Source organism: Arthrobacter sp. AOP36-A1-22, from assembly GCF_052377615.1.
GTDB lineage: Bacteria > Actinomycetota > Actinomycetes > Actinomycetales > Micrococcaceae > Arthrobacter_H.
This window is the reverse complement of record NZ_JBQSWX010000023.1, coordinates 1-23,218: the sequence shown is the minus strand read 5'-3', so window position 1 is coordinate 23,218 and position 23,218 is coordinate 1. Positions and strand designations below refer to the sequence as shown.

At 66.1% G+C, this 23,218-nt stretch carries 19 protein-coding genes; 13 read left to right on the top strand and 6 right to left on the bottom strand.

Annotation, left to right across the window (positions count from 1 at the left end; genetic code table 11):
• Positions 1-124: 124 nt before the first annotated feature.
• The 12 genes from uvrA (at position 125) to secG (ending at position 13,803) form a co-directional block, all read left to right on the top strand.
• Entirely contained in the window at positions 125-2,992 is a 2,868-nt protein-coding gene (gene uvrA / locus ACT3S2_RS12765) for an excinuclease ABC subunit UvrA (RefSeq protein WP_444554048.1), read from the top strand.
• Positions 2,993-3,095: 103 nt separating this feature from the next.
• Positions 3,096-3,800: an HAD hydrolase-like protein gene (locus ACT3S2_RS12760; RefSeq protein ID WP_444554047.1), complete on the top strand. Its 705-nt coding sequence runs from the start codon at positions 3,096-3,098 to the stop codon at positions 3,798-3,800.
• Positions 3,801-4,469, top strand: a complete 669-nt coding sequence (locus tag ACT3S2_RS12755; protein ID WP_444553939.1) for a lysophospholipid acyltransferase family protein — start codon at positions 3,801-3,803, stop codon at positions 4,467-4,469. It begins immediately after the preceding gene.
• Between the two features lie 10 nt (positions 4,470-4,479).
• On the top strand, positions 4,480-6,471 hold the full coding sequence (uvrC, locus tag ACT3S2_RS12750; protein ID WP_444553938.1) for an excinuclease ABC subunit UvrC: 1,992 nt from the start codon (positions 4,480-4,482) through the stop codon (positions 6,469-6,471).
• A gap of 35 nt (positions 6,472-6,506) precedes the next feature.
• Entirely contained in the window at positions 6,507-7,400 is an 894-nt protein-coding gene (gene rapZ, locus ACT3S2_RS12745) for an RNase adapter RapZ (RefSeq protein WP_444553937.1), read from the top strand.
• 4 nt (positions 7,401-7,404) lie between these two features.
• Positions 7,405-8,460 carry a gluconeogenesis factor YvcK family protein gene (locus ACT3S2_RS12740; RefSeq protein WP_444553936.1) on the top strand — a complete coding sequence of 352 codons (1,056 nt, stop codon included), beginning with the start codon at positions 7,405-7,407 and terminating at the stop codon, positions 8,458-8,460.
• Between the two features lie 2 nt (positions 8,461-8,462).
• Positions 8,463-9,443 (top strand): DNA-binding protein WhiA, encoded by a 981-nt coding sequence (gene whiA / locus ACT3S2_RS12735; RefSeq protein WP_444553935.1) that lies wholly within the window; start codon positions 8,463-8,465, stop codon positions 9,441-9,443.
• A gap of 95 nt (positions 9,444-9,538) precedes the next feature.
• Positions 9,539-10,168 carry a superoxide dismutase gene (locus tag ACT3S2_RS12730; protein WP_444553934.1) on the top strand — a complete coding sequence of 210 codons (630 nt, stop codon included), beginning with the start codon at positions 9,539-9,541 and terminating at the stop codon, positions 10,166-10,168.
• Positions 10,169-10,429: 261 nt separating this feature from the next.
• Positions 10,430-11,440 (top strand): type I glyceraldehyde-3-phosphate dehydrogenase, encoded by a 1,011-nt coding sequence (gene gap / locus ACT3S2_RS12725; protein ID WP_444553933.1) that lies wholly within the window; start codon positions 10,430-10,432, stop codon positions 11,438-11,440.
• Positions 11,441-11,466: 26 nt separating this feature from the next.
• A complete protein-coding gene (locus tag ACT3S2_RS12720; RefSeq protein WP_444553932.1) occupies positions 11,467-12,696 on the top strand; it encodes a phosphoglycerate kinase in 1,230 nt (409 codons plus the stop codon).
• 6 nt (positions 12,697-12,702) lie between these two features.
• Positions 12,703-13,518 carry a triose-phosphate isomerase gene (gene tpiA, locus ACT3S2_RS12715; protein WP_444553931.1) on the top strand — a complete coding sequence of 272 codons (816 nt, stop codon included), beginning with the start codon at positions 12,703-12,705 and terminating at the stop codon, positions 13,516-13,518.
• Between the two features lie 33 nt (positions 13,519-13,551).
• A complete protein-coding gene (gene secG, locus ACT3S2_RS12710; protein WP_444553930.1) occupies positions 13,552-13,803 on the top strand; it encodes a preprotein translocase subunit SecG in 252 nt (83 codons plus the stop codon).
• A gap of 126 nt (positions 13,804-13,929) precedes the next feature.
• Here the strand turns inward: secG and ACT3S2_RS12705 are convergent, their stop codons facing one another.
• The 5 genes from ACT3S2_RS12705 to tkt all read right to left on the bottom strand — a co-directional run bounded on the left by ACT3S2_RS12705 (position 13,930) and on the right by tkt (position 21,447).
• Entirely contained in the window at positions 13,930-14,871 is a 942-nt protein-coding gene (locus ACT3S2_RS12705) for a glucose-6-phosphate dehydrogenase assembly protein OpcA (RefSeq protein ID WP_444561769.1), read from the bottom strand.
• Positions 14,868-16,439 carry a glucose-6-phosphate dehydrogenase gene (zwf, locus tag ACT3S2_RS12700; RefSeq protein ID WP_444553928.1) on the bottom strand — a complete coding sequence of 524 codons (1,572 nt, stop codon included), beginning with the start codon at positions 16,437-16,439 and terminating at the stop codon, positions 14,868-14,870. Before zwf ends, ACT3S2_RS12705 begins: the two co-directional genes overlap by 4 nt.
• Positions 16,440-16,504: 65 nt before the next feature.
• On the bottom strand, positions 16,505-18,133 hold the full coding sequence (locus ACT3S2_RS12695) for a glucose-6-phosphate isomerase (protein WP_444561768.1): 1,629 nt from the start codon (positions 18,131-18,133) through the stop codon (positions 16,505-16,507).
• Entirely contained in the window at positions 18,130-19,254 is a 1,125-nt protein-coding gene (gene tal / locus ACT3S2_RS12690) for a transaldolase (RefSeq protein WP_444553926.1), read from the bottom strand. The genes ACT3S2_RS12695 and tal overlap by 4 nt, the downstream gene beginning before the upstream one ends.
• A gap of 108 nt (positions 19,255-19,362) precedes the next feature.
• Positions 19,363-21,447, bottom strand: coding sequence for a transketolase (gene tkt, locus ACT3S2_RS12685; RefSeq protein ID WP_444561767.1), 2,085 nt, complete (start codon positions 21,445-21,447; stop codon positions 19,363-19,365).
• 297 nt (positions 21,448-21,744) lie between these two features.
• Between tkt and ACT3S2_RS12680 the strand changes: the two genes are divergently transcribed.
• On the top strand, positions 21,745-22,728 hold the full coding sequence (locus ACT3S2_RS12680; RefSeq protein WP_444553924.1) for a heme o synthase: 984 nt from the start codon (positions 21,745-21,747) through the stop codon (positions 22,726-22,728).
• Positions 22,729-22,834: 106 nt separating this feature from the next.
• Here the strand turns inward: ACT3S2_RS12680 and ACT3S2_RS12675 are convergent.
• Positions 22,835-23,218, bottom strand: a 384-nt coding sequence (locus tag ACT3S2_RS12675) for a recombinase family protein (protein ID WP_444553923.1), incomplete at its 5' end; no start/stop codon positions are given.

Below are 23,218 nucleotides of genomic sequence, written 5' to 3'. Positions count from 1 at the left end.
CGGTCCAAACCCGCTGAAACCCGCAAAAACATGAGTCTTCGAACGTGTGTTCGAGGCCGAATTCGACTACTCTGGACCCGTGGCTATTTCCTCCAGCGAATTGCAATCCGTTCCCAGCGTTTCCATGGAATCCATCGAGCGTGCCCACGACCGGTCGCGACTTCTCGTGAAGGGCGCCCGGGAGCACAACCTGCGCAATGTGGATCTGGATCTCCCGCGGGACGCGATGATCGTCTTCACGGGCTTGTCCGGATCGGGCAAGTCCTCCCTGGCTTTCGACACGATCTTCGCCGAGGGCCAGCGCCGCTATGTCGAATCGCTCTCCGCCTATGCCCGCCAGTTCCTCGGCCAGGTCGACAAGCCGGACGTGGACTTCATCGAAGGACTGTCCCCGGCGGTCTCGATCGATCAGAAGTCGACGTCGAAGAACCCGCGTTCCACGGTCGGGACGATCACCGAGATCTACGACTACATGCGCCTGTTGTGGGCCCGTGTCGGCCACCCGCACTGCCCGGTGTGCCATGAACCGGTCACCCGGCAGACCCCGCAGGCGATCGTGGACCAGCTGCTCGAGCTCGAGGAGGGGATGCGTTTCCAGATCCTCGCTCCGGTGGTCCGCTCACGCAAGGGCGAGTTCGTCGACCTTTTCAAGGAGCTGGCTGCCAAGGGCTATGCCCGTGCCCGGGTCGACGGGGACACCATCCAACTCAGCGACCCCCCGAAGCTGGGCAAGCAGTACAAACACACCATCGAGGTCGTCATCGACCGGTTGGTCGCCAAGGACGGCATCCGGCAACGGCTGACGGATTCGATCGAGACGGCCCTGGGCCTGGCCGACGGCCGCGTGCTCGCTGACTTCGTCGACCTGCCCGCCCAGGACGACGCGCGGGTCCGGGCCTTCTCGGAACATCTGGCCTGCCCCAACGAACACCCGTTGGCGATCGACGAGGTCGAGCCGCGCTCGTTCTCCTTCAACAACCCCTTCGGTGCCTGCCCCGCGTGCACCGGCATCGGGACCCGGTTGGAGGTCGACGAGGAACTCGTCGTGCCCGATCCGGGCAAGACATTGGCCGAAGGGGCCATCGCGCCCTGGTCGCTGGGCGTGGCCACCACCCAATACTGGAACCGGCTGCTGCAGGGCCTGGGCGACGACCTGAAATTCGATCTGGATACCCCCTGGCGCAAGTTCACCGACGTCCAGCGCGATGCGATCCTCAACGGCAAGGACCATAAGGTCGTGGTCCAGTACCGCAACCGTTTCGGACGGGAGCGCAAATACAGCACCGGGTTCGAAGGTGTCATCCAGTACATCCACCGCAAACACCTGGAAACCGAATCCGATCACGCCCGGGACCGGTACGAGGAATACATGCGGCAGATTCCCTGCCCCGTGTGCAACGGCGCCCGGCTGAACCCCGCCTCCCTGTCGGTGCTGATCAACGGCAAGTCCATTGCCGAAGTCTCCGCCATGCCGATGCGCGAATGCGCCGACTTCCTCAATGCCCTGGTCCTGTCGGGACGCGAAAAGCAGATCGCCCACCAGGTGCTCATCGAGATCCAGGCCCGGCTGCGCTTCCTGCTCGACGTCGGACTCGAGTACCTGAACCTCGAACGAGCCGCCGGAACGCTCTCCGGTGGGGAGGCCCAGCGCATCCGCCTGGCCACCCAGATCGGTTCGGGGCTGGTCGGCGTGCTCTACGTCCTGGACGAACCCTCCATCGGCCTGCATCAGCGCGATAACCGACGCCTGATCGAGACCCTGAACCGCCTGCGCGACCTCGGGAACACGCTCATCATCGTCGAGCATGACGAGGACACCATCCATCAGGCCGACTGGATCGTCGATGTCGGCCCGGGGGCCGGCGAACACGGGGGCACCGTCGTGCACTCGGGGTCGTTGGAAGGGCTGATGGCCAATACCGATTCGATGACGGGCGACTACCTCGCGGGCCGCCGCAGGATCGAATTGCCGGCCAAGCGCCGCAAGGTCGATCGCAAACGCCAGGTCACCGTCGTCGGCGCCCGGGAGAACAACCTGCAGGACGTCACGGTGAAGTTCCCGCTCGGGGTGCTGACCGGCATCACCGGGGTCAGCGGCTCCGGGAAGTCCACGCTGGTCAACGACATCCTCTATAAGGTGATGGCCAATAAGCTCAACGGCGCCAAGCAGGTGGCCGGACGGCATACCCGCGTCGAAGGCCTCGACCAGCTCGACAAGGTGGTCCACGTGGACCAGAGTCCGATCGGCCGGACCCCGCGTTCCAACCCGGCGACCTACACCGGGGTCTTCGACCATGTCCGCAAGCTCTTCGCCGAGACCAACGAGGCCAAGGTCCGTGGCTACCTGCCCGGGCGCTTCTCCTTCAACGTCAAGGGCGGGCGCTGCGAATCCTGTTCCGGCGACGGCACGCTGAAGATCGAAATGAACTTCCTGCCCGATGTGTACGTCCCCTGCGAGGTCTGCCACGGGGCCCGGTACAACCGCGAAACACTCGAGGTCCAGTACAAGGGCAAATCCATCTCCGATGTGCTGAACATGCCGATCGAGGAGGCGGCGGAGTTCTTCGCGGCCTTCACCCCGATCGCCCGCCATCTGAAGACGTTGGTGGACGTGGGGCTGGGATACGTCCGGCTCGGCCAGCCCGCCACGACCCTGTCCGGCGGCGAGGCCCAGCGGGTGAAGCTCGCGTCGGAACTGCAGAAGCGTTCGAACGGGCGCAGCATCTACGTGCTCGATGAACCGACCACGGGTCTGCACTTCGAGGACATCCGCAAACTGCTGCTGGTCCTGCAGGGGCTGGTCGACAAGGGCAACACGGTCATCACGATCGAACACAACCTCGACGTCATCAAGAGCACCGACTGGGTCATCGACCTCGGACCCGAAGGCGGCCACGGCGGGGGACAGGTCGTCGCCCAGGGCACCCCCGAACAAGTCGCCAAGGTCGAGGCCAGCCACACCGGCAGGTTCCTGGCCGAGGTCCTCGGCTAGGGTCCCGGCCGGCGTCCCGGCGCGGCGTAGGCGCCGCGTGAGTATGCCGTGGCGGGCATGCCTGCCGTGGAGCCCGGGTGGTCCGTGCGACAATATCCCGGTGATGATTCCTGCCCGCACCGTGCTTTTTGACCTCGACGGCACCCTCGTGGACCCCGCCGGAGGCATCACCGGAGGCATCCTGCATGCTTTGGAACGCAATGGGCTGGACCACCCGGGCGACGACGCCCTGAACCTGTTGATCGGGCCCCCGCTGGCCATCGGATTGCTGGGCCTCCCGGGCATGACAGAGGAACTCCTGCCTCGGGTCATCGCCGACTACCGGACCGAATATGACCGCCACGGCCTGGACGCCAGCCGGGTCTATTCCGGCATCCCCGCACTGCTGGGCCAGCTGCGTGAGGCAGGATGCCGTCTGGCGGTCGCGACCTCCAAGCCCGAACCGCTGGCCCGCCGGCTGCTGGCCGCCAAGGACCTGGATGCCTTCTTCGATTCCATCCACGGATCGGCCCCGGAAGAGGCCTCCACAGCCCCGGCAACCGCCGGGAAAGCCCATATCGTGGCCGCCGCACTCCACGCCACCGGCGGCGGGACCGGAGACACCGTCATGGTCGGGGACCGGCTCTACGACATCGAAGGAGCCCGGGCGAACTCACTGACCGCCCTCGGCGTGTCCTGGGGCTTCGCCGCCGACGGCGAGTTGGAAGCGGCAGGCGCGGCCGCCGTCGTGCACTCCGCCGAGGAACTGGGGCGCCTGCTGGGCCCGGCCACTGCCGGTACACAAGCGCACCGGGGGGCTTCCGCCTAGATGGGGATGTTCGAAGGAGTCCGCGCCGGTTTCCGCGGAACCATCCGTACGCTCTGCCGCCCGGAGATCATCGGGCTGGAGAACGTACCGACCGATGGTCCGTTCATCGTCGCCTCCAACCACCTGTCCTTCCTGGACAGCATCATCATCCAGGCGATCTGTCCGCGTCCTGTCGCCTTCTTCGCGAAGGCCGAGTACTTCACCACCCCGGGGGTCAAGGGACGGGCGATGAAGGCCTTTTTCGAGTCCGTGGGGTCCATCCCCGTCGAACGCGGGGAACAGGCCGCCAGCGTTGCCGCGCTGGACTCGTTGGTGGACCTGCTCGAATCGGGCCAAGGCGTCGGGATCTACCCGGAGGGGACCCGGTCGCGGGACGGGCGGCTCTACCGGGGGAGGACGGGGGTGGGCTGGCTGGCCCTGTCCACCGGGGCGCCGGTGGTTCCCGTGGGGTTGATCGGCACCGAACGCCTGCAACCGGCCGGGAGCAACAGGATCGTCCCGCATCGGTTCACGCTCTCGGTGGGGGAGCCCCTGCAGTTCGAGCATGTCGGGCGTAAGCACCCGCTGCCGCAACGACGCCAGGCCACCGATCAGATCGTCGATGCCATCGCCGGGCTCAGCGGGCAGGAACGGTCAGGCAACTACAACCAGTCGCCCTCGGCAGAGTAGCGTTGGGGGTATGGCCGATCCCAGCAGTTACCGTCCGCGGACCGGCGAGATACCCACGTCTCCCGGCGTCTACCGCTTCCGCGACCCCGCGACACGGGTCATCTATGTAGGCAAGGCCAAGAACCTCCGGTCGCGACTGAATTCCTATTTCGCCAATCCGACGACGCTGGCCCCCAAGACCCACGCCATGGTCCATACCGCGGCCAGTGTCGAGTGGACCGTGGTGGGCAGCGAACTCGAGGCGTTGCAGCTCGAGTACACGTGGATCAAGGAGTACGCCCCGCGGTTCAACATCATGTTCCGCGACGACAAGTCCTACCCGTACCTGGCGGTGACGATGGGGGACAAGTTCCCTCGCGCCCAAGTCATGCGGGGAGACCGCCGCAAGGACGTGAAGTACTTCGGTCCGTTCTATCCGGCCAAGGCGATCCGCGAAACCCTCGACACGTTGTTGCGGGTCTTCCCGGTACGCACCTGTAGCCCCGGGGTCTTCCGCCGGGCCCAATTGACCGGACGTCCCTGCCTGCTGGCGGACATCGGCAAATGTTCGGCGCCGTGCGTGGGCCGGATCAGCCCCGAAGACCACCGGAAACTGGCCGAGGAACTCTGCCAGTTCATGGGAGGCGAAGGCACCCGGTTCATCCGGGATCTGGAAGGCCGGATGAAGGCCGCGGTCGCCGAACTGGATTACGAACAAGCAGCCCGGCTGCGTGACGACATCGCAGCCCTGCGCCGGGTGTTCGAACGCAACGCCGTCGTGCTCTCCGAGGACACCGAGGCGGATATCTTCGCCGTCGCCGAAGACGACCTCGAGGCCTCGGTGCAGGTCTTCCACGTCCGCAACGGCCGGATCCGCGGGCAGCGGGGCTGGGTCGTGGAGAAGGTGGAGGACACCGACGGACCGAAGTTCATCGAACACCTGCTGCAGCAGGTCTACGGGGAGAACACCGGTGGGGACCGGATCCCCCGGGAGGTCCTGGTGCCGGTTGAACCGGAGAACCGGCAGGAACTGGCGATATGGCTGCGCGGGCTGCGCGGCAGCGCGGTGAACCTGCGGGTGCCCCAACGCGGGGAGAAGGCCACCTTGATGGGCACCGTGAAGGAGAACGCCGAGCAGTCCCTGCGCCTGCATAAATCACGCCGCGCCGCCGATATCACCACGCGCAGTGCCGCTCTGCAGGAACTCCAGGAGGCACTCGCGCTGCCGATACCGCTGATGCGCATCGAATGCTATGACATCTCCCATGTCTCGGGTACCAATGTCGTGGCCTCCATGGTGGTGGTCGAGGACGGCATGCCCAAGAAGTCCGAATACCGCAAGTTCTCCATCAGCGGTGAAGCGGCCCGGGATGACACGGCCTCCATGTACGACGTCATCACCCGCAGATTCCGCCACTACCTCGAGGACCAGGCGGCCATGGCGCCGGTGATTTCCGGAGAGATCAGCATTGAGGAACAGGGTGAGAAGGCCCCGCCGAAGAAATTTGCCTACCCGCCCTCCCTGGTCGTGGTCGACGGCGGTCCGCCGCAGGTCGCCGCGGCAGTCCGGGCGTTGGAGGACCTGGGGATCGACGACGTCTACGTCGCCGGGCTGGCCAAGCGACTGGAGGAACTCTGGCTGCCCGAGGATCCGTTCCCCGTGGTTCTGCCGCGGGCGTCCCACGGGTTGTACCTGCTCCAGCGCATCCGTGACGAGGCGCACCGGTTCGCCATCACCTTCCACCGGCAGAAACGTAGTTCGTCGATGGTTTCCTCGCTGCTTGACCAGGTTCCCGGGCTGGGGCCGGCCAAACGCCAGGCGGTCATCAAGCACTTCGGTTCGCTCAAGCGCATGCGGGCGGCGACCGCCGAGGACTTCACCCGGGTCAAGGGGGTCGGAACCGTCCTGGCCGGACACCTGGTCGAGGCGCTGGCCCTGCCGCAGGAGCCCGACGACACCGCAGAGGACGACGACGGTGCCACCCCGGCGGTCAACACCACCACCGGGGAGCTGCTCGACTGAGAACGGCCGTGTCGGAACACGACTAGACTGAAACCATGAGTATCGAGCTGAGCCCCGTCAAGCCCGAAGCATCAGAAATGCTGGTCGTGACCGGCATGTCCGGTGCCGGCCGCACCACCGCCGCCCACGCCCTGGAGGACCTGGGCTGGTACGTGGTGGAGAACCTGCCCCCGCAGCTGCTGGGCACCCTGACCGATCTGGTCGCCCGCACCCCCGGGTCCATCCCCAAGCTGGCCGTGGTCATGGACGTCCGGAGCCGGGCGCTGTTCGCCGAACTGCGCGAGAACCTGGGCCAGCTCAGGGCCGCCGGGATCGAATACCGGGTGTTGTTCCTCGACGCCAGCGACGAACTGCTCATCCGCCGTTTCGAACAGGGCCGGCGTCCCCACCCGCTGCAGGGGGAGGGGCGGATCTCCGACGGCATCACCGCCGAACGCGAGGTCCTGAAGGAAATCAAGGACCACGCAGAGATCGTCATCGACACCACCCCCTTGAACGTCCATGCCCTAGGCCGGTCGATCATCGAACTGTTCTCCGATTCGGGACCGGTGGTCCTGCGGCTGAACGTGATGAGTTTCGGTTTCAAATACGGCTTGCCCACCGATGCGAACTTCCTGGCCGATGTCCGGTTCATCCCGAACCCGCACTGGGTACCCGCGCTCCGCCCGCATACCGGCCAGGAGAAGGTCGTCAGCGACTACGTCCTGGAAGCCGACGGGACGGCCGACTTCATCTTCCACTATCTTGAAGCGCTCGAACCGGTCCTGGAGGGGTATCGCCGCGAGAACAAGCACTACGCGACCATCGCCATCGGGTGCACCGGTGGCAAGCACCGGTCGGTGGCCGTGAGCGAGGAGATGGCGCGCCGACTCAGGCAGATCCCCAACGTCACGGTCATGGTCAACCACCGCGATCTGGGCCGGGAGTAAGTCCATGACGTTCCTGACCGGACAGATGCCGATGCTTCCCCCACGTCCGGCGGGCAGCGGCGATGAGATGACCACCACCCGGGTCGCAGCACTCGGCGGCGGACATGGCCTTTCGGCCTCCCTCTCGGCGCTCCGGCGGCTCACGAATGACATCACGGCCATCGTCACGGTCGCCGACGACGGCGGATCCTCCGGACGATTGCGCCGCGAATTGGGCGTCCTGCCGCCCGGTGACCTACGCATGGCCTTGGCCGCCCTTTGTGACGAATCGGACTGGGGACGGACCTGGCGCGACGTCATGCAGCATCGTTTCGTCGGCTCCGAAGGGGTAGAAACCTCGCTGGAGAACCACGCGGTGGGCAACCTGCTGATCATCACCCTATGGGAGCTGCTGGGAAATGCCGTGGCCGGGCTGCGCTGGGCCGGTGCCCTGCTCGGGGCCCGCGGCGCCGTGCTGCCGATGAGTACCGTGCCGCTATACATCTCCGGGGAGGTCCTGGCCACCGCCGGGGACGGAAGCCTAGTCCGACGACGGATCCATGGGCAGGCGGCTCTGGCCGAAGCCGGAAACGACACCCTGGTCAGCAATGTGACGTTGGCCCCCACCGATGCCCCGGCCTGCCCCGAGGCGTTGGACGCCATCGAACTGGCCGACTGGGTCATCCTGGGCCCCGGCTCCTGGTACACCTCGGTTTTGCCGCATCTGCTCCTCCCGGAAATGCGTGAGGCACTGCAGAACACCCCGGCCCGTCGCCTGCTGACGATGAACCTGGTCACCGATACCCAGGAGACCTCGGGAATGACCGCCGCAGCACATCTTGACGTGATTGCCCGCTACGCCCCGGACCTGAGAATCGACGCCGTTCTGGCCGATCCATCGTCCGTCGATGACGAGCAGGCCTTCCGTGCGGCAGCCGGCCGGCTCGGCGCCGAGTGCTTTTTCGGTAAGGTGGCTACTGGGCATGACCGTGCCGTCCACGAGCCCCTGCGGCTTGCGGCGGAGTATCAGGATGTCTTTGAGGCGTTTGCCCGGAATACAACGCGACGTGAGGAAGAGTAGCCATGGCACTGACCGCTTCGGTCAAGGACGAGCTGTCCCGGCTGGACGTCAAGAAGTCCTCCGTGCGTAAAGCCGAAGTGTCGGCGACCCTGCGCTTCGCCGGGGGACTGCACATCATTTCAGGTCGCATCGTCATCGAGGCGGAAGTCGATCTTGCCGCCACCGCCCGGCGGCTGCGTCAGGCCATCTCCGAGGTCTACGGACACATCGCCGAGATCATCGTCGTCTCCGCGGGGGGCCTGCGCCGGGGCAGCCGCTATGTCGTCCGGGTGGTCAGGGACGGCGAATCGTTGGCCCGCCAGACGGGTCTGCTCGATGGCCGGGGCCGCCCGGTCCGGGGACTGCCCTCGGTCATCGTCAACGGTTCCACCGCCGACGCCGAAGCCGTCTGGCGCGGAGCCTTCCTCGCCCATGGCTCGCTGACCGAACCCGGCCGCTCGTCGGCACTGGAGGTCACGTGCCCGGGCCCCGAAGCGGCCCTGGCCCTGGTCGGGGCCGCCCGGCGGCTCGATATCGTCGCCAAGGCCCGCGAAGTGCGGGGGGTTGACCGCGTCGTCATCCGCGACGGCGACAGCATCGCCGCATTGCTGACCCGCATGGGCGCCCACGACACGTTGTTGGTGTGGGAGGAACGGCGCATGCGCAAGGAGGTCAGGGCGACGGCCAACCGGCTGGCGAACTTCGATGACGCCAACCTGCGCCGCTCGGCCCAGGCCGCCGTGGCGGCGGGTGCCCGGGTGGAACGGGCCCTGGAGATCCTGGGAGACGACGTCCCGGACCATCTGCAATATGCCGGGGCCCTCCGCGTGGCGCATAAACAGGCCAGCCTGGATGAACTGGGCCACCTGGCCGACCCCCCGATGACGAAGGACGCCATCGCCGGAAGGATCCGTCGCCTGTTGGCGATGGCGGACCGCCGGGCCGCTGAACTGGGAATACCCGGGACCGAGGCCAGCGTTACCGCAGATATGCTCGACGGCTGATCAAGCCGCTGGATTTCCGTCGCCGCGAGGCACGGGAAGCACTACCCACCAGCATGCCCGTAGAGCGGGCGTGTGAGAGACAAATGGAGGAGATCATGGCGAAGTACGAACTTCCTGACCTGCCGTACGACTACGCGGCGCTGGAGCCGAACATTTCCGCGCGCATCATGGAGCTGCACCACAGCAAGCACCACGCGTCGTATGTCGCCGGCGCCAACACCGCGCTGGACAAGCTGGCAGAGGCCCGCGAAAAGGGCGAGTACGGCAACATCCCGAAGCTGTCCAAGGATCTGGCGTTCCACCTCGGTGGGCATACCAACCACTCGATCTTTTGGCAGAACCTTTCCCCCGAAGGCGGGGACAAGCCCGAGGGTGAGCTCGCTGCGGCCATCGATGACGCCTTCGGCTCGTTCGATGCCTTCCGCAACCACTTCACCAACGCCGCACTGAGCCTGCAGGGCTCGGGCTGGGCGCTGCTGGCCTTCGAGGGCCTGGGTGAAAACCTGGTCATCGAGCAGCTCTACGACCAGCAGGGCAACGTGCCGGTGGGCACCACCCCGCTGCTGATGTTGGACATGTGGGAGCACGCCTTCTACCTGGACTACGTCAACGTCAAGGCGGATTACGTCAAGGCGTTCTGGAACATCGTGAACTGGGCCGACGTGTCGGCCCGCTTCGAGGCGGCGCGCTCCGGCGCGAAGTCGCTGATCGTTCCGGGCAAGTAGCCCGCGCCCCCGGGTCCTCGGACCCGGGGAAAAGAGCAGGTAATTTTGCTCACACATCAAAGGCCTTATGGCGTAAGATGTTATCAACGGCTTCAGTGGGCCCCGCATCCGGTTTTCCCCGGATCGGGAGCCCGCTGAACCGGTCGGCCCACAGGCCAAGGACACAACGGGGTGTCACAAAATTTCCATTGCCATCCCCGCGTCCATATCTCCCTACCCGGAGCACGGTGGTGGCTACCTTCCGGCAAGGAGAATATTCACGTGACTACCCGTGTTGGCATCAATGGCTTCGGACGCATTGGACGTAACTACCTGCGCGCCGCGCTCATGAACCAGGCAGACGTCGAGATCGTCGCCATCAACGACCTGGCTGACATCGACAGCCTGGCCATGCTCCTCAAATACGATTCGGTCCTCGGCCGGCTCTCCGAGGAAGTGTCCGTCGATGGGCAGGATCTGGTCGTTGGCGAACGCCGCATCCGCATCCTCGCCGAGAAGGATCCGGCCGATCTGGGCTGGGGCGCACTCGGTGCCGACGTCGTCATCGAATCCACCGGCCGTTTCACCAAGGCCGAAGGCGCCCGCAAGCACCTGGAAGCCGGCGCCAAGAAGGTCATCATCTCCGCCCCCGCCAAGGGCGAGGACATCACCATCGTGATGGGGGTCAACGACAACCTGTACGACCCGGAGAACCACGACATCATCTCCAACGCCTCCTGCACCACCAACTGCCTCGGCCCCATGGTCAAGGTCCTCAACGACCAGTTCGGCATCGTCGACGGGTTGATGACCACCATCCACGCCTACACCGCCGACCAGAACCTGCAGGACGGCCCGCATAAGGATCCGCGTCGTGCCCGGGCCGCCGCGCTGAACATGATTCCCACCTCCACCGGTGCCGCCAAGGCGATCGGCCGGGTCCTGCCCGAGCTCAAGGGCAAGCTCGACGGCTATGCAATGCGCGTTCCGGTCCCGACCGGCTCCTCCACCGACCTGACCGTGACCCTGGCCCGCGAAACGACCGTCGAGGAAGTCAACGCGGCATTCCGCGCGGCCGCCGAGGAGGGCCAGCTGGCCCCGTACCTGAAGTACAACGAGGACCCGATCGTCTCCAGCGACATCGTCACCGATCCGCACTCGACGATCTTCGACGCGCCGCTGACCAAGGTCATCGGCAGTACCGTGAAGGTCATCGGCTGGTACGACAACGAATTCGGCTATTCCAGCCGCCTGGTCGACCTGACCGAATACGTCGGCTCGAAGCTGGCGTAGTCGCGGCGATCCGATAGCCTGAAGTCATGACTTCCAACACTCTCGACGATCTGCTCGCCGATGGTGTCCGTGGGCGGCACGTTCTGGTCCGTAGCGACCTGAACGTGCCGCTCGATGGCTCCACCGTCACCGACGACGGACGTGTCCGCGCGTCCCTTCCCGTCCTCGCGAAACTCTCCGAGGCCGGTGCCCGGGTCCTGGTGATGGCCCATCTGGGCCGCCCGAAGGGGGCCCCGGAGCCGAAGTACTCCATTCGTCCCGCCGCCGACCGGCTGGACGAGCTCGCCGATTTCCCGGTCGAGGTGGCCCAGGACGTCGTGGGCAGCAGCGCCCGCGAACTGGCCTCGAAACTCCAGGACGGCTCCGTGCTGGTCCTGGAAAACGTCCGCTTCGATCCGCGCGAGACCAGCAAGGACGACGACGAACGGGCCTCGTTCGCCCGTGAGCTGGCCGACCTGACCGGCAGCAACGGTGCCTACGTGGATGATGCCTTCGGTGCCGTGCACCGCAAGCACGCATCAGTGGTCGACATCGCCGCACTGCTGCCCTCCTACCAGGGCGATCTGGTCAGGACCGAGATGGAGGTGTTGCGTCAGCTCACCGAGGGCCCCCAGCGGCCCTACGTCGTCGTCCTGGGCGGGTCCAAGGTCTCCGATAAGCTCGCGGTGATCGACACGCTCCTCGGCCGCGCCGACCACCTGCTGATCGGCGGTGGCATGGCCTTCACCTTCCTGGCCGCCCAGGGACACCCGGTCGGGAAATCATTGCTGGAGGAAGACCAGCTCGAAACCGTCCGCGGATACCTGGCCCGGTCCAAGGAAACCGGCTGCGACATCATCCTGCCCACCGACGTCGTGGTGGCCTCCAAGTTCGGGGCCGACGCCGAACACGAGGTGCGCCCCGTCGACGGGATCGAAAACGGTCGGTTCGGCGATACCGGACTGGGCCTCGACATCGGACCGGCCTCGGGAGAGGCCTTCGTCAGTTACATCCGCTCCGCCAACACCGTGTTCTGGAACGGCCCCATGGGGGTCTTCGAGATCGAGGCCTTCTCCGGGGGAACCCGGGCCGTGGCCCAGGCCCTGGCGGACTCCGAGGCGTTTTCCGTCGTCGGGGGCGGGGACTCCGCCGCAGCCGTCCGCACCCTGGGTTTCAGCGAGGACGATTTCGGCCATATCTCCACCGGAGGCGGGGCCAGCCTCGAATACCTGGAGGGCAAGGAATTGCCCGGACTCACCGCGCTCGAAGGGAACTAGCCACCTATGACCACCTCCACGAACGGTCAATTCGACCGGAAGCCGCTGATTGCCGGCAACTGGAAGATGAACATGGACCATGTCCAGGGCATCACGCTGCTGCAGAAGCTGGCGTGGACCCTCGAGGATGCCAAACACGACTTCAACCGGGTCGAGGTCGCCGTCTTCCCGCCGTTCACCGATCTGCGCGGCGTCCAGACGCTGGTCGCCGGCGATGACCTGCCGGTCGTCTACGGGGGCCAGGACCTCTCACCGGAGGATTCCGGCGCCTTCACCGGGGACATCTCCGGGGCCTTCCTCTCCAAGCTCGGCTCACGGTATGTCCTGGTCGGGCATAGCGAACGCCGGGCCATCCACGGCGAAACCGATGAGTTGCTTTCCCGCAAGGTCGCAGCAGCCTACAGGCATTCAATGGTGCCGGTGCTCTGCGTGGGCGAGGGCCTGGAGGTCCGGCAGGCCGGGCGCCATGTCGAGCACACGCTCGAGCAGTTGCGTGGCTCGCTGGCGGGATTGGATGCGGCCCAGGCCGCCGATCTCGTGGTGGCCTACGAGCCCGTCTGGGCCATCGGCACCGGGGAAGTCGCCGGACCCGAGGACGCCCAGGAGATGGCCGCGGCGCTCCGCGCCGAGCTCGTGAGTCTCTACGGAGCCGACACGGCAGCAGGAATCCGGCTGCTTTATGGCGGTTCGGTCAAGGCCGCCAACGCCGCCGCCATCATGCGTGGCAGCGATGTCGACGGGCTGCTCGTCGGGGGTGCCAGCCTGGACGCCGCGGAATTTGCTAACATTATTAGGTTCGAGCATCATCTGGTGACGGACTAACCGGCTGCGGCCGTTCTCGACCGAAAGGTAGTAGTGGACACACTCAAGATTGTCCTGCAGGTGGTGCTGGGACTCGTGAGCCTGTTGCTGGTCATGCTGATCCTGCTCCACAAGGGACGTGGAGGCGGCATGTCGGACATGTTCGGCGGCGGCATGACCACCAGTCTCGGGTCCTCAGGTGTTGCCGAAAAGAACCTCAACCGGATCACCGTCGTGCTCGGGGTGTCCTGGGGCGCGATCATCGTGGCGCTGGGCATCATCATGCGCTTGAGCTCGGAGATCTAGGACCCCGCAATCCCCGCGGGGGCATCCCGGGCCCAGGCCCGGCGCGCCCACCGCCGTAGAACCATGAAGAGGCGGCTTCCCCCACGGGGGAAGCCGCCTCTTTGGCGTTTCGTGGTGCCCGCAGGCTCAGCGTTCGGAAGCGGTCACGGAGCGCAGGTTGGTCTGGGCCAGACCCTCCCGCAGGACCTCGCCGAGGACCTCGTCGGGGTCCAGCCGGCGCAGTTCCTCCGCAAGACAGACCGAGGTGTTGCGCCGCGGCAACGACACCCGTTGGACGGGCTGTCCCGGCTGGTACAACTCGGCCACGTCGTCATGGGGGCGGGTCAGCACCACGTCGCCGTCCTCGCGGGAGAACCTCACGCTGCGCACCCCGGTCCCGTTGGAGGAGGAGGCGATCGTGACCGGGATGTCCAGCCGGAGCGTCAACCAGGCAGCCAGCAGCAGCACGCTGGGGCTCGAGGACGAACCCTTCACGGTGGCGGCCGTCAGGCAGGAGGCATCGAGCTGGTCTAGGACGGCGGCCAATTGGGCCCGCCAGAGGGTCAACCGCGTCCACGCCAGGTCGGTGTCCCCGGCCACATGGCTCTTCGCCAGGGCGAAGAGCGCCTTTTGCGGCTCATCGGCGGTCCGGCTATCGGTGATCCGGCGGTGCGCGATCCTGCCGATGGCCGTTTCGGAGGCACATTCGGGCATCCCATGGGGCCACCAGGCGACGATGGGGGCATCGGGGAGCAGGAGCGCGTTGACCAGTGATTCGTTGGCCGTGGCCAGGTCCCCGTCGGCATGGAGGACGATGACTTCCGAGGCCCCGGCATCACCGCCGACCCTGATCTGTGCCCCGAGGCTCGTCGGGGCGTCGGTGGCCCCTTCGACCACGACGATGATGCGGCACGGGTGCTCCCGGCTGGCCAGGTTCGCCGCGGCGATGGCCTCCTCCTCGAACCCGGACTGCGTGACCACCACAAGCGTCAGCACGCGGCTCAGGGCGACGACACCGCCGGTCTCGCGGAGGTTCATGACCTTCTTGGCCACCTTCGAGGTGGTGGTGTTCGGCAGGTCTACGATCATGGTCGCCGCCACGTCCTTCCATCTCGGGCCAGCAGTTCATCAGCCGAACTCGGGCCCCAGCTTCCGGGGGCATACGGTTCGGGCTGTTCGTCCAGGGACGCCCAATAGTCCTCGAACGGGTCGAGGATCTTCCAGGACAGCTCCACCTCCTGATGCCGGGGGAACAGGGGGGGTTCGCCGAGCAGGACGTCCAGGATGAGCCGCTCATAGGCTTCGGGGCTGGACTCGGTGAAGGAGTGGCCGTACCCGAAGTCCATGGTCACGTCCCTGACCTCCATTTGCGTGCCCGGGACCTTGGAACCGAAACGGATGGTGGCGCCTTCGTCGGGCTGAACGCGGATGACCACCGCATTCTGGCCGAACTCCTCGGAGGCGTTGTCGCGGAAGAGCAGGTTGGGCGCCCGTTTGAAGACGACGGCGATCTCGGTCACCCGACGCCCCAACCGCTTGCCGGCGCGCAGATAGAAGGGCACCCCGGACCATCTGCGCGTGTTGATGTCCACGCGGATGGCGGCATAGGTCTCGGTTTGCGATTCCGGGTTGAACCCTTCCTCGTCGAGGAAACCGGTGACCTCCTCGCCTCCCTGCCAGCCCCCGGTGTATTGACCGCGGGCCGAGTGCCGGGAGAGGTCCTCGGGGAGTTTGACCGCGGCGAGGACCTTTTCCTTTTCGGCGCGCAGGTGATCGGCGTTGAAGGAAATCGGTTCCTCCATCGCGGTCAGGGCCAGCAGCTGGAGCAAGTGGTTCTGGATGACGTCGCGGGCGGCCCCGACGCCGTCGTAGTATCCCGCCCGGCCACCGATGCCGATGTCCTCGGCCATGGTGATCTGCACATGGTCCACGTAGTTGGCGTTCCACAGCGGCTCGAACAGCTGGTTGGCGAAACGCAGGGCCAGCAGGTTCTGGACGGTTTCCTTGCCCAGGTAGTGGTCGATGCGGAAGACCGCGTCGGGGGGAAAAACGGATTCCACGATGGTGTTCAGTTCGCGGGCCGATTCCAGATCGTGGCCGAAGGGCTTCTCGATGACCACCCGGCGCCAGGGGGCCGGCTCCTGCGGCTCCGCGGAGGCGTCGGCGTGGATCTGCTCGTCCTGGGCCAGCCCGTGGCGGGAAAGCTGCTCACAGACCTGCTCGAAGGAGTTCGGGGGGATGGAGAGGTAGAAGACGTGGTTTCCGCGGGTGCCGCGGGAGATCTTGAGCTCATCCAGGGTCTCGCCGAGACGTTCGTAGGCTTCTTCATCGCCGAACCCGCCGGTGACGAAGCGGAAGCCGCCGGCTAGTTGGGCCCAGACGGTTTCGTTGAAGGGGGTCCGGGCGCTGGCCAGGACCCATTCCCTGGCCTGGGCGACGAAGTCCTCGGGCGACCAATCGCGGCGACCGAAGCCGACGACGGCGAAGCTGGGCGGGAGGAGCCCGCGGTTGGCGAGGTCGTAGACCGCGGGGATGAGTTTCTTGCGGGCCAGGTCGCCGGTGACGCCGAAGAACACCAGGGCAGATGGCCCGGCAATCCGGTTCAGGCGGCGGTCCCGACGATCGCGCAGGGGGTTGTGCGCGGTGGTATCTGCCATGGGGTGCTTTCTGTGGTGAAACAACGGGGGGAGCGGGCGGCCACCGGGGCCGCCCGCCCCCGATGTTACTGGTGAATTCCGGGCAGTGCGCTGATCGCGGCACGCAGCTGGCGGATTCCTTCGTCCCGGGAGCCCAAATGCAGGCGCAGGACCGGGCGGCCGTTGTCGGCGAGCACCTGGGCGTCACCGGTGGCCTGGGCGGAGATCAATTCACCGAACGTGAATGGACGGTCGGGGATGCTGATGTCCGTATCGGAGTCGGCGGTGATCTGCAGGTAGACCCCGATGCGGGGTCCACCCTTGTGGAATTGCCCGGTGGAGTGCAGGAAGCGTGGGCCCCACCCGAACGTCGTCGGACGGTTCGAGGCCACGGACAGATCCTCGCGCAGGGTCGCCAGATCGGCGTGCCCGATGCGATCCAGATACGCCTGGATGCTCAGGTAGCCGTCGGCCGGCAGGGCACCGAGCAGGTTGGCCACGGCGTCCGTGACGCCTGCCGCCCCCTCGAGCAGGCCTTCGGTGGCCCGGAGCTCGATGTCGCCGTCGACCAATTGGGCGGTCTCCGGCTCGGGGGTGGCATCGAGGAGCCCGCGGGCAGCGATCTTCGCCGCCTCGACATCCGGCTGGTCGAAGGGGTCGATGCCCAGCAGCTTGCCGGCCACGACGGTGGCGTACTCCCACAACAGCATCTGGCTGCCCAACGATCCCGAGACATACACATGGTGTCCCTGGGTGGCGATGACCGGGTCCTCGTCGTCGGAGACCAGGTGGACCAGGAGCACGTCGTCGGCCTGGTGGACCGTCTCCTCGGCCCCGGGTTCCACCACGACCGGTAGCAGGCCGGTGCCGTGCTTGCCGGTGGATTCGGCAATGAGCTGTTCGGCCCAATCGGCGAATCCGACGATGCCGGATCCCTCGTCGACGAAGACGATCTTATTGCGCAACGGCGTGGTCCCGGCCAGGGCCGCGCCCAAGGCGAGTCCGAGGTTGTCCTCGTCGTCGTCGGCCAGGAATTCCGCGGCTTCCTCCGCCTCGTCCAGCAAGGTGGCGATATCCACACCGGCCAGACCGGAAGGCACCAGCCCGAAGGCGGTGAGGGCGGAATACCGTCCTCCGACGTCCGGGTTGGCGTTGAAGACCGCCCGGTAGCCGGCCTTGCGCGAGGCCTTATCCATGGGGGACCCCGGGTCGGTGACCACGATGATGCGCGATGCCGCATCGATTCCCGCATCCTCGAACGCCTGGGAGAACACCCGTCGCTGGGAATCGGTTTCCACGGTCGACCCGGATTTCGAGGAGACGACCAGAGCCGTGGTGGCCAACCGGTCGGTCAGGGCATTGCCGACCATTTCGGGGTCGGTGCTGTCCAGGACGACGAGTTCGACGTCGGCGGTGGCGGTGATGACCTCGGGTGCCAGCGAGGAACCGCCCATTCCGGCCAAGACGATCCGGTCGATGCCGTCCGCCTGCAGTTCCCGGCGCAGATCCAGGATGGGCTCGACCAGGGGATGCGAGGTCTCGGCCAAGTCGACCCAGCCGAGGCGCTTGGAGGCCTCGGCCTGGGCCTCGGGACCCCAGAGGGTGTCGTCCTTGGCCGCGATGCGCGAGGCCGTCTTCTCGGCGACCAGGGCAGGGACATGCGCCTGGATGGCAGCTTGTGCGGCTCCGGTGGCCGTGAACCCCAGGGCACTCATGCCGACGCCTTTCCTGCTGCTTCCAGTGCCTGGCGGACATCGGCCAGCAGATCGGTCCAGGCGGCCTCGAACTTCTCCACCCCTTCGTTCTCCAGCAGCAGGACGACCTCGTTGTAGTCGATGCCCAGTGCGGCCAGCGAATCCAGGACCCGGTTCGATTCGTCGTAGGTGCCGGTGATCGTGTCGGCGGTGACCTCGGCGTGGTCGGCCGTGGCATCCAGCGTCTTCTCTGGCATCGTGTTCACGACCTGTGGGGCAGTGAGCCCGGTGACGTACAGGGTGTCGGGCAGCGCGGGATCCTTCACCCCCGTGGACGCCCAGAGCGGACGCTGCGGACGGGCGCCGGACGCGGCTAGGACGCCCCAGCGTTCGGAGGAGTAGTCCTCCTCGAAGACCTGGTAGGCCAGACGGGCGTTGGCCAGACCGGCCTTGCCCTTGAGCGCGGTGGCTTCTTCGGTACCGATGGCGTCGAGACGCTTGTCGATCTCGGTGTCCACGCGGGATACGAAGAAGGAGGCAACGGAGTGCAGTTTGGACAGGTCGTGGCCGTTTTCCTTGGCCTGCTCCATGCCCGAGAGGAACGCGTTGATCACGGCGCGGTAACGCTCCAGCGAGAAGATGAGCGTGACGTTGACGCTGATGCCTGCCGCCAGCGTCGCGGTGATGGCTTCGAGCCCTTCGACGGTGGCCGGGATCTTGATGAAGACGTTCTCGCGGTCGACCTTGGCGGAGAGCTTCTTGGCCTCGGCGATGGTGGCGGCTGCGTCATGCGCCGAACGGGGATCGACCTCAATCGAGACCCGCCCGTCGATGCCTTGGCTGGCGGTGGCCACGGGGGCGAAGAGGTCGCAGGCCCGGGTGACGTCCTGGGTGGTGATCTGGAAGACCGCTTCTTCGACGTCGGCGCCGGCGGCAGCGAGTTCACCCACCTGCTCGGTGTAGTCGGCGTCGCCCTTGGACAGGGCCGCGGCGAAGATCGAGGGGTTGGTGGTCACACCGACCACGTTCCGCTCGCCGATGAGCTTCTGCAGCGAACCCGAGGTCAGGCGGGAGCGGGAGAGGTCATCGAGCCAGATGGAGACGCCGGCATCGGAGAGGGCCTGGGTGTTGGGGTTGCTCATGAGATGGATCCTTCCAGGAGGGAAATGAGGTCTGCGCCGTTCCTGCGGGTTCGGGCCACGGGAACGGAAACCGGTCGGCCACTATTCCAGTGGCCGACCGGCGTCGTGCTATTTCGCTGCGTTGATCGAGTCGCGCGCCGCCTGGGCCACGGCCTCGGCCGTGATGCCGAATTCGGTGTAGAGGCGCTTGTAGTCTGCCGAGGCACCGAAGTGCTCCAGCGAGACCATGCGGCCGGCGTCGCCGACCAGTTCGCGCCAGCCCTGGGCCACGCCGGCCTCGACGCTCACCCGGGCCTTCACCGACGGCGGGAGGACGGAGTCGCGGTAGGACTGCTCCGCACGGTTGAACCACTCGACGCAGGGCAGCGAGACCACCCGGGCGGCAATGCCTTCAGCGGCCAATGCCTCGCGGGCATCGACGGCGAGCTGGACTTCCGAACCGGTGCCCATGAGCACCACGTCCGGGTCCACGACCTGGCCGTCACGCATGGCATCGACGAACACGTAGCCACCGTCGGCGACTCCGGAAGCCGGCCCGAATCCTGGCTGGTTCCTGTCGTAGACCGGCAGTCCCTGACGCGAGAGCACGAGCCCCGCGGGGTTGGAGGTGTTCTCCAGGACCGTCTTCCAGGCCCAGGACACCTCGTTGGCGTCCGCCGGGCGGACGACGTCGAGGTTCGGGATGGCACGTAGCGAGGCCAGCTGCTCGACCGGCTGGTGGGTCGGACCGTCTTCGCCCAGACCGATGGAATCGTGGGTCCAGACATAGATGGACGGCACACCCATCAACGCCGAGAGCCGGATGGCCGGCCGCTGGTAGTCGGAGAAGATCAGGAACGTACCGGAGAACGCCCGGGTCGGCGACGCCAGGGTGATCCCGTTGACGATGGCTGCTGCGGCGTGCTCGCGGATGCCGAAGTGCAGGACCCGGCCGAACGGGTCGCCCTTCCAAGAGTCCGTCTGCTTGGTTTCGGGGATGAACGACGGCGCCGATTTGATGGTCGTGTTGTTCGAGCCGGCCAGGTCGGCCGAACCGCCCCAGAGTTCCGGCAGGACATCGGCGATGGCATTGATGACCTGTCCCGAGGCGGCACGGGTGGCCAGATCCTTGCCCGCTTCGAACTCGGGGAGGTTGGCATCCCATCCCTCCGGGAGCCTTCCGGCCTGGATGCGCTCGAGCAGGGCGGCGTTCTCCGGGTTGGCTGCCTTCCAGGCGTCGAAACCCTTCTGCCATTCGGCGTGGGCGGCGGCCCCGCGATCGGCGACTTCGCGGGCATGGGCCAGGACCTGGTCATCGAGGGCGAAGTGCGCGGCAGGGTCGAAGCCCAGTTCCTTCTTCAGTGCCTCGAGTTCCTCGGTTCCCAGCTTCGAGCCGTGGATGCCACCGGTGTTCTGCTTAGTCGGCGCGGGCCATCCGATGATGGTGCGCAGCGAAATGATCGACGGGCGGCTGGTCTCGGCCTTGGCCTCGTTGATGGCCAGGTGCAGGGCCTCGACGTCTTCGACGTAGTTGCCGGTGCGGGTCCAATCCACGCGCTGGGTGTGCCACCCGTAGGCGGAGTACCGGCCGAGGACGTCCTCGGTGAAGGACACGTCGGTGTCGTCTTCGATCGAAATGTGGTTTTCGTCATAGATGACGACCAGGTTGCCCAGTTCCTGGTGGCCGGCCAAGGAGGAGGCTTCGGAGGTCACGCCTTCCTGTAGGTCGCCGTCGGAGGCGATCACGAAGACGGAGTGGTCGAACGGGCTGGTCCCTGCTGCCGCCTGCGGATCGAGCATGCCGCGCATGCGACGCTGGGCGTAGGCGAATCCGATGGCGGAGGCCAGGCCCTGTCCCAGCGGGCCGGTGGTGATCTCCACGCCCTTGGTATGGCCGACCTCCGGGTGTCCGGGGGTGAGTGAATCCCAGGTGCGCAGCGCTTCGATGTCCTTCATCTCCAGGCCGTAGCCGGAGAGGAAGAGCTGGAGGTAGAGCGTCAGGGAGGTGTGCCCGGGGGAGAGGACGAACCGGTCGCGGCCGATCCAATGCGGGTCGCTCGGATCGTGGCGCAGATGCTGCTGGAACAGGAGATAGGCCGCGGGGGCCAGGCTCATCGCCGTACCGGGGTGGCCGCTTCCGACCTTCTCCACCGCATCGGCTGCCAGGACGCGGATGCTGTCCACGGCCTTCTGATCCGATTCCGTCCACGACAATTCCCGAACATCTGACTGTGGCGCCACGTGGCGGCCCCTCTCTCTGGTCCTGTATTGGCGGTCGGTGCCGAGGAGTGGAGTCGGGGGAAGCACAGATGCTGCACGCCCACGTACGAATACTGAGCTCCAGCGCTCCGGCACATCGCTTCAACCATATCTCTTTGGGGGTGCCCGTGGCCTGTTTATTCCGATAATTTCCGGGGCGTTCGCGGCTGGGGGAAAGATGCCTGAGTTCTACAGCCGGTAAAAGGGTATGATTGGGGTTGTCTGTGTATTTCCCGCGAAGAACTGAGTGGCATGTCCGTGAAGACCGTACCGACCGACGTAGAGCTCGCACCTCGTGCGTCACGTCAAACCGATGAATCCCTGGGTGGTTTCATCGGACGCAAGGCCCGGGCCTATGTGGCCCTGACCAAGCCGCGAGTCATCGAGTTGCTTCTGGTCACCACGCTGCCGACCATGATCTTCGCGCAGCGCGGCTTCCCCGACCTGATCACGATCGTGGCGACCCTGCTGGGTGGCGCCCTGGCCGCCGGAAGCGCCGGCGCCTTCAACTGCTATTTCGACCGGGACATGGACCGGCTCATGCACCGGACCTCGAAGCGTCCGCTGGTCACCGGCGAAGCCACGCCCCGTGAAGCACTGATCTTCTCGTACGTGATCGGCTTGGCCTCGATCGGGATCCTCTGGGCCGGTGCAAACCTCTTCACCGCTGTCCTCGGACTCACCGCGATCCTGCTGTATGTGGTCTTCTACACACTGATCCTCAAGCGCCGCACCTCGCAGAACATCGTCTGGGGCGGAATCGCCGGCTGCATGCCCGTGCTCATCGGGTGGGCAGCGGTCACCGGGACCCTGGCTTGGCCGGCCATCATCCTGTTCCTGATCATCTTCCTCTGGACCCCACCGCACTACTGGCCGTTGTCGATGAAGTATGCCGACGACTACAACAACGCCCACGTCCCGATGCTCGGGGCCATTGCCGGGGCCCGGACCGTGTCCGTGCAGGTCGTCCTGTACGCCTGGGCCACCGTCGCCTGCTCCTTGCTGCTGGTTCCGATGGGTGACGCCGGTATCGTCTACACAGTGCTGGCCGCGGTTTCCGGTGGCTGGTTCATCTTCGAATCCCATGTGCTCTACCGCGAGGCACAGCGAGAACACCTGCCACGCGACATGAACCGCAAGGCGATGAAGGTCTTCCACATCTCCATCAGCTACCTCACGGTCCTGTTCGTCGGGCTGGCGATCGACCCGTTCGTCGGGACTCCGATCTTCGGCTAAATCTTTTGCTCAATGGCCGGCCCCTGCACTGCGGGGGCCGGCCGCTTGGCTTCTGCCTGCCGACGACTATGAGCAGCTAATTGTTCGAAATCGAGCGCATGTAATGTCAGGGGCTTCCGTGGTTTGCGTTGCGCAGCCGCCCGCGTTCAATGGCTCGATAGACAGTGGAGCGACCGACGCTAAACAGCTCAGGTAGCTCCGCCTTGCTGTGTTCCCCAGCGGCGTGCAGTTCGAGGAGGTGCTCTTCCTGCTTCGCTGAGAGTTTGGGCTGCTTGCCCCGCAGCCTGCCCTTGGCCTTGGCAACCTTCATTCCTTCGCGGGTGCGCATCCGAATAAGGTCAGCTTCGAACTCGGAGATCATCGCCAACACGTTGAACAGGAGTTTGCCCATTGGGTCGGTAGGGTCATGGACGGGACCGCCGATGCTGAGTTTGATTTCGCGTCTGGCGAGGTCATCGGCAATTTCGTGGGCGTCCCGGACGGAGCGGGG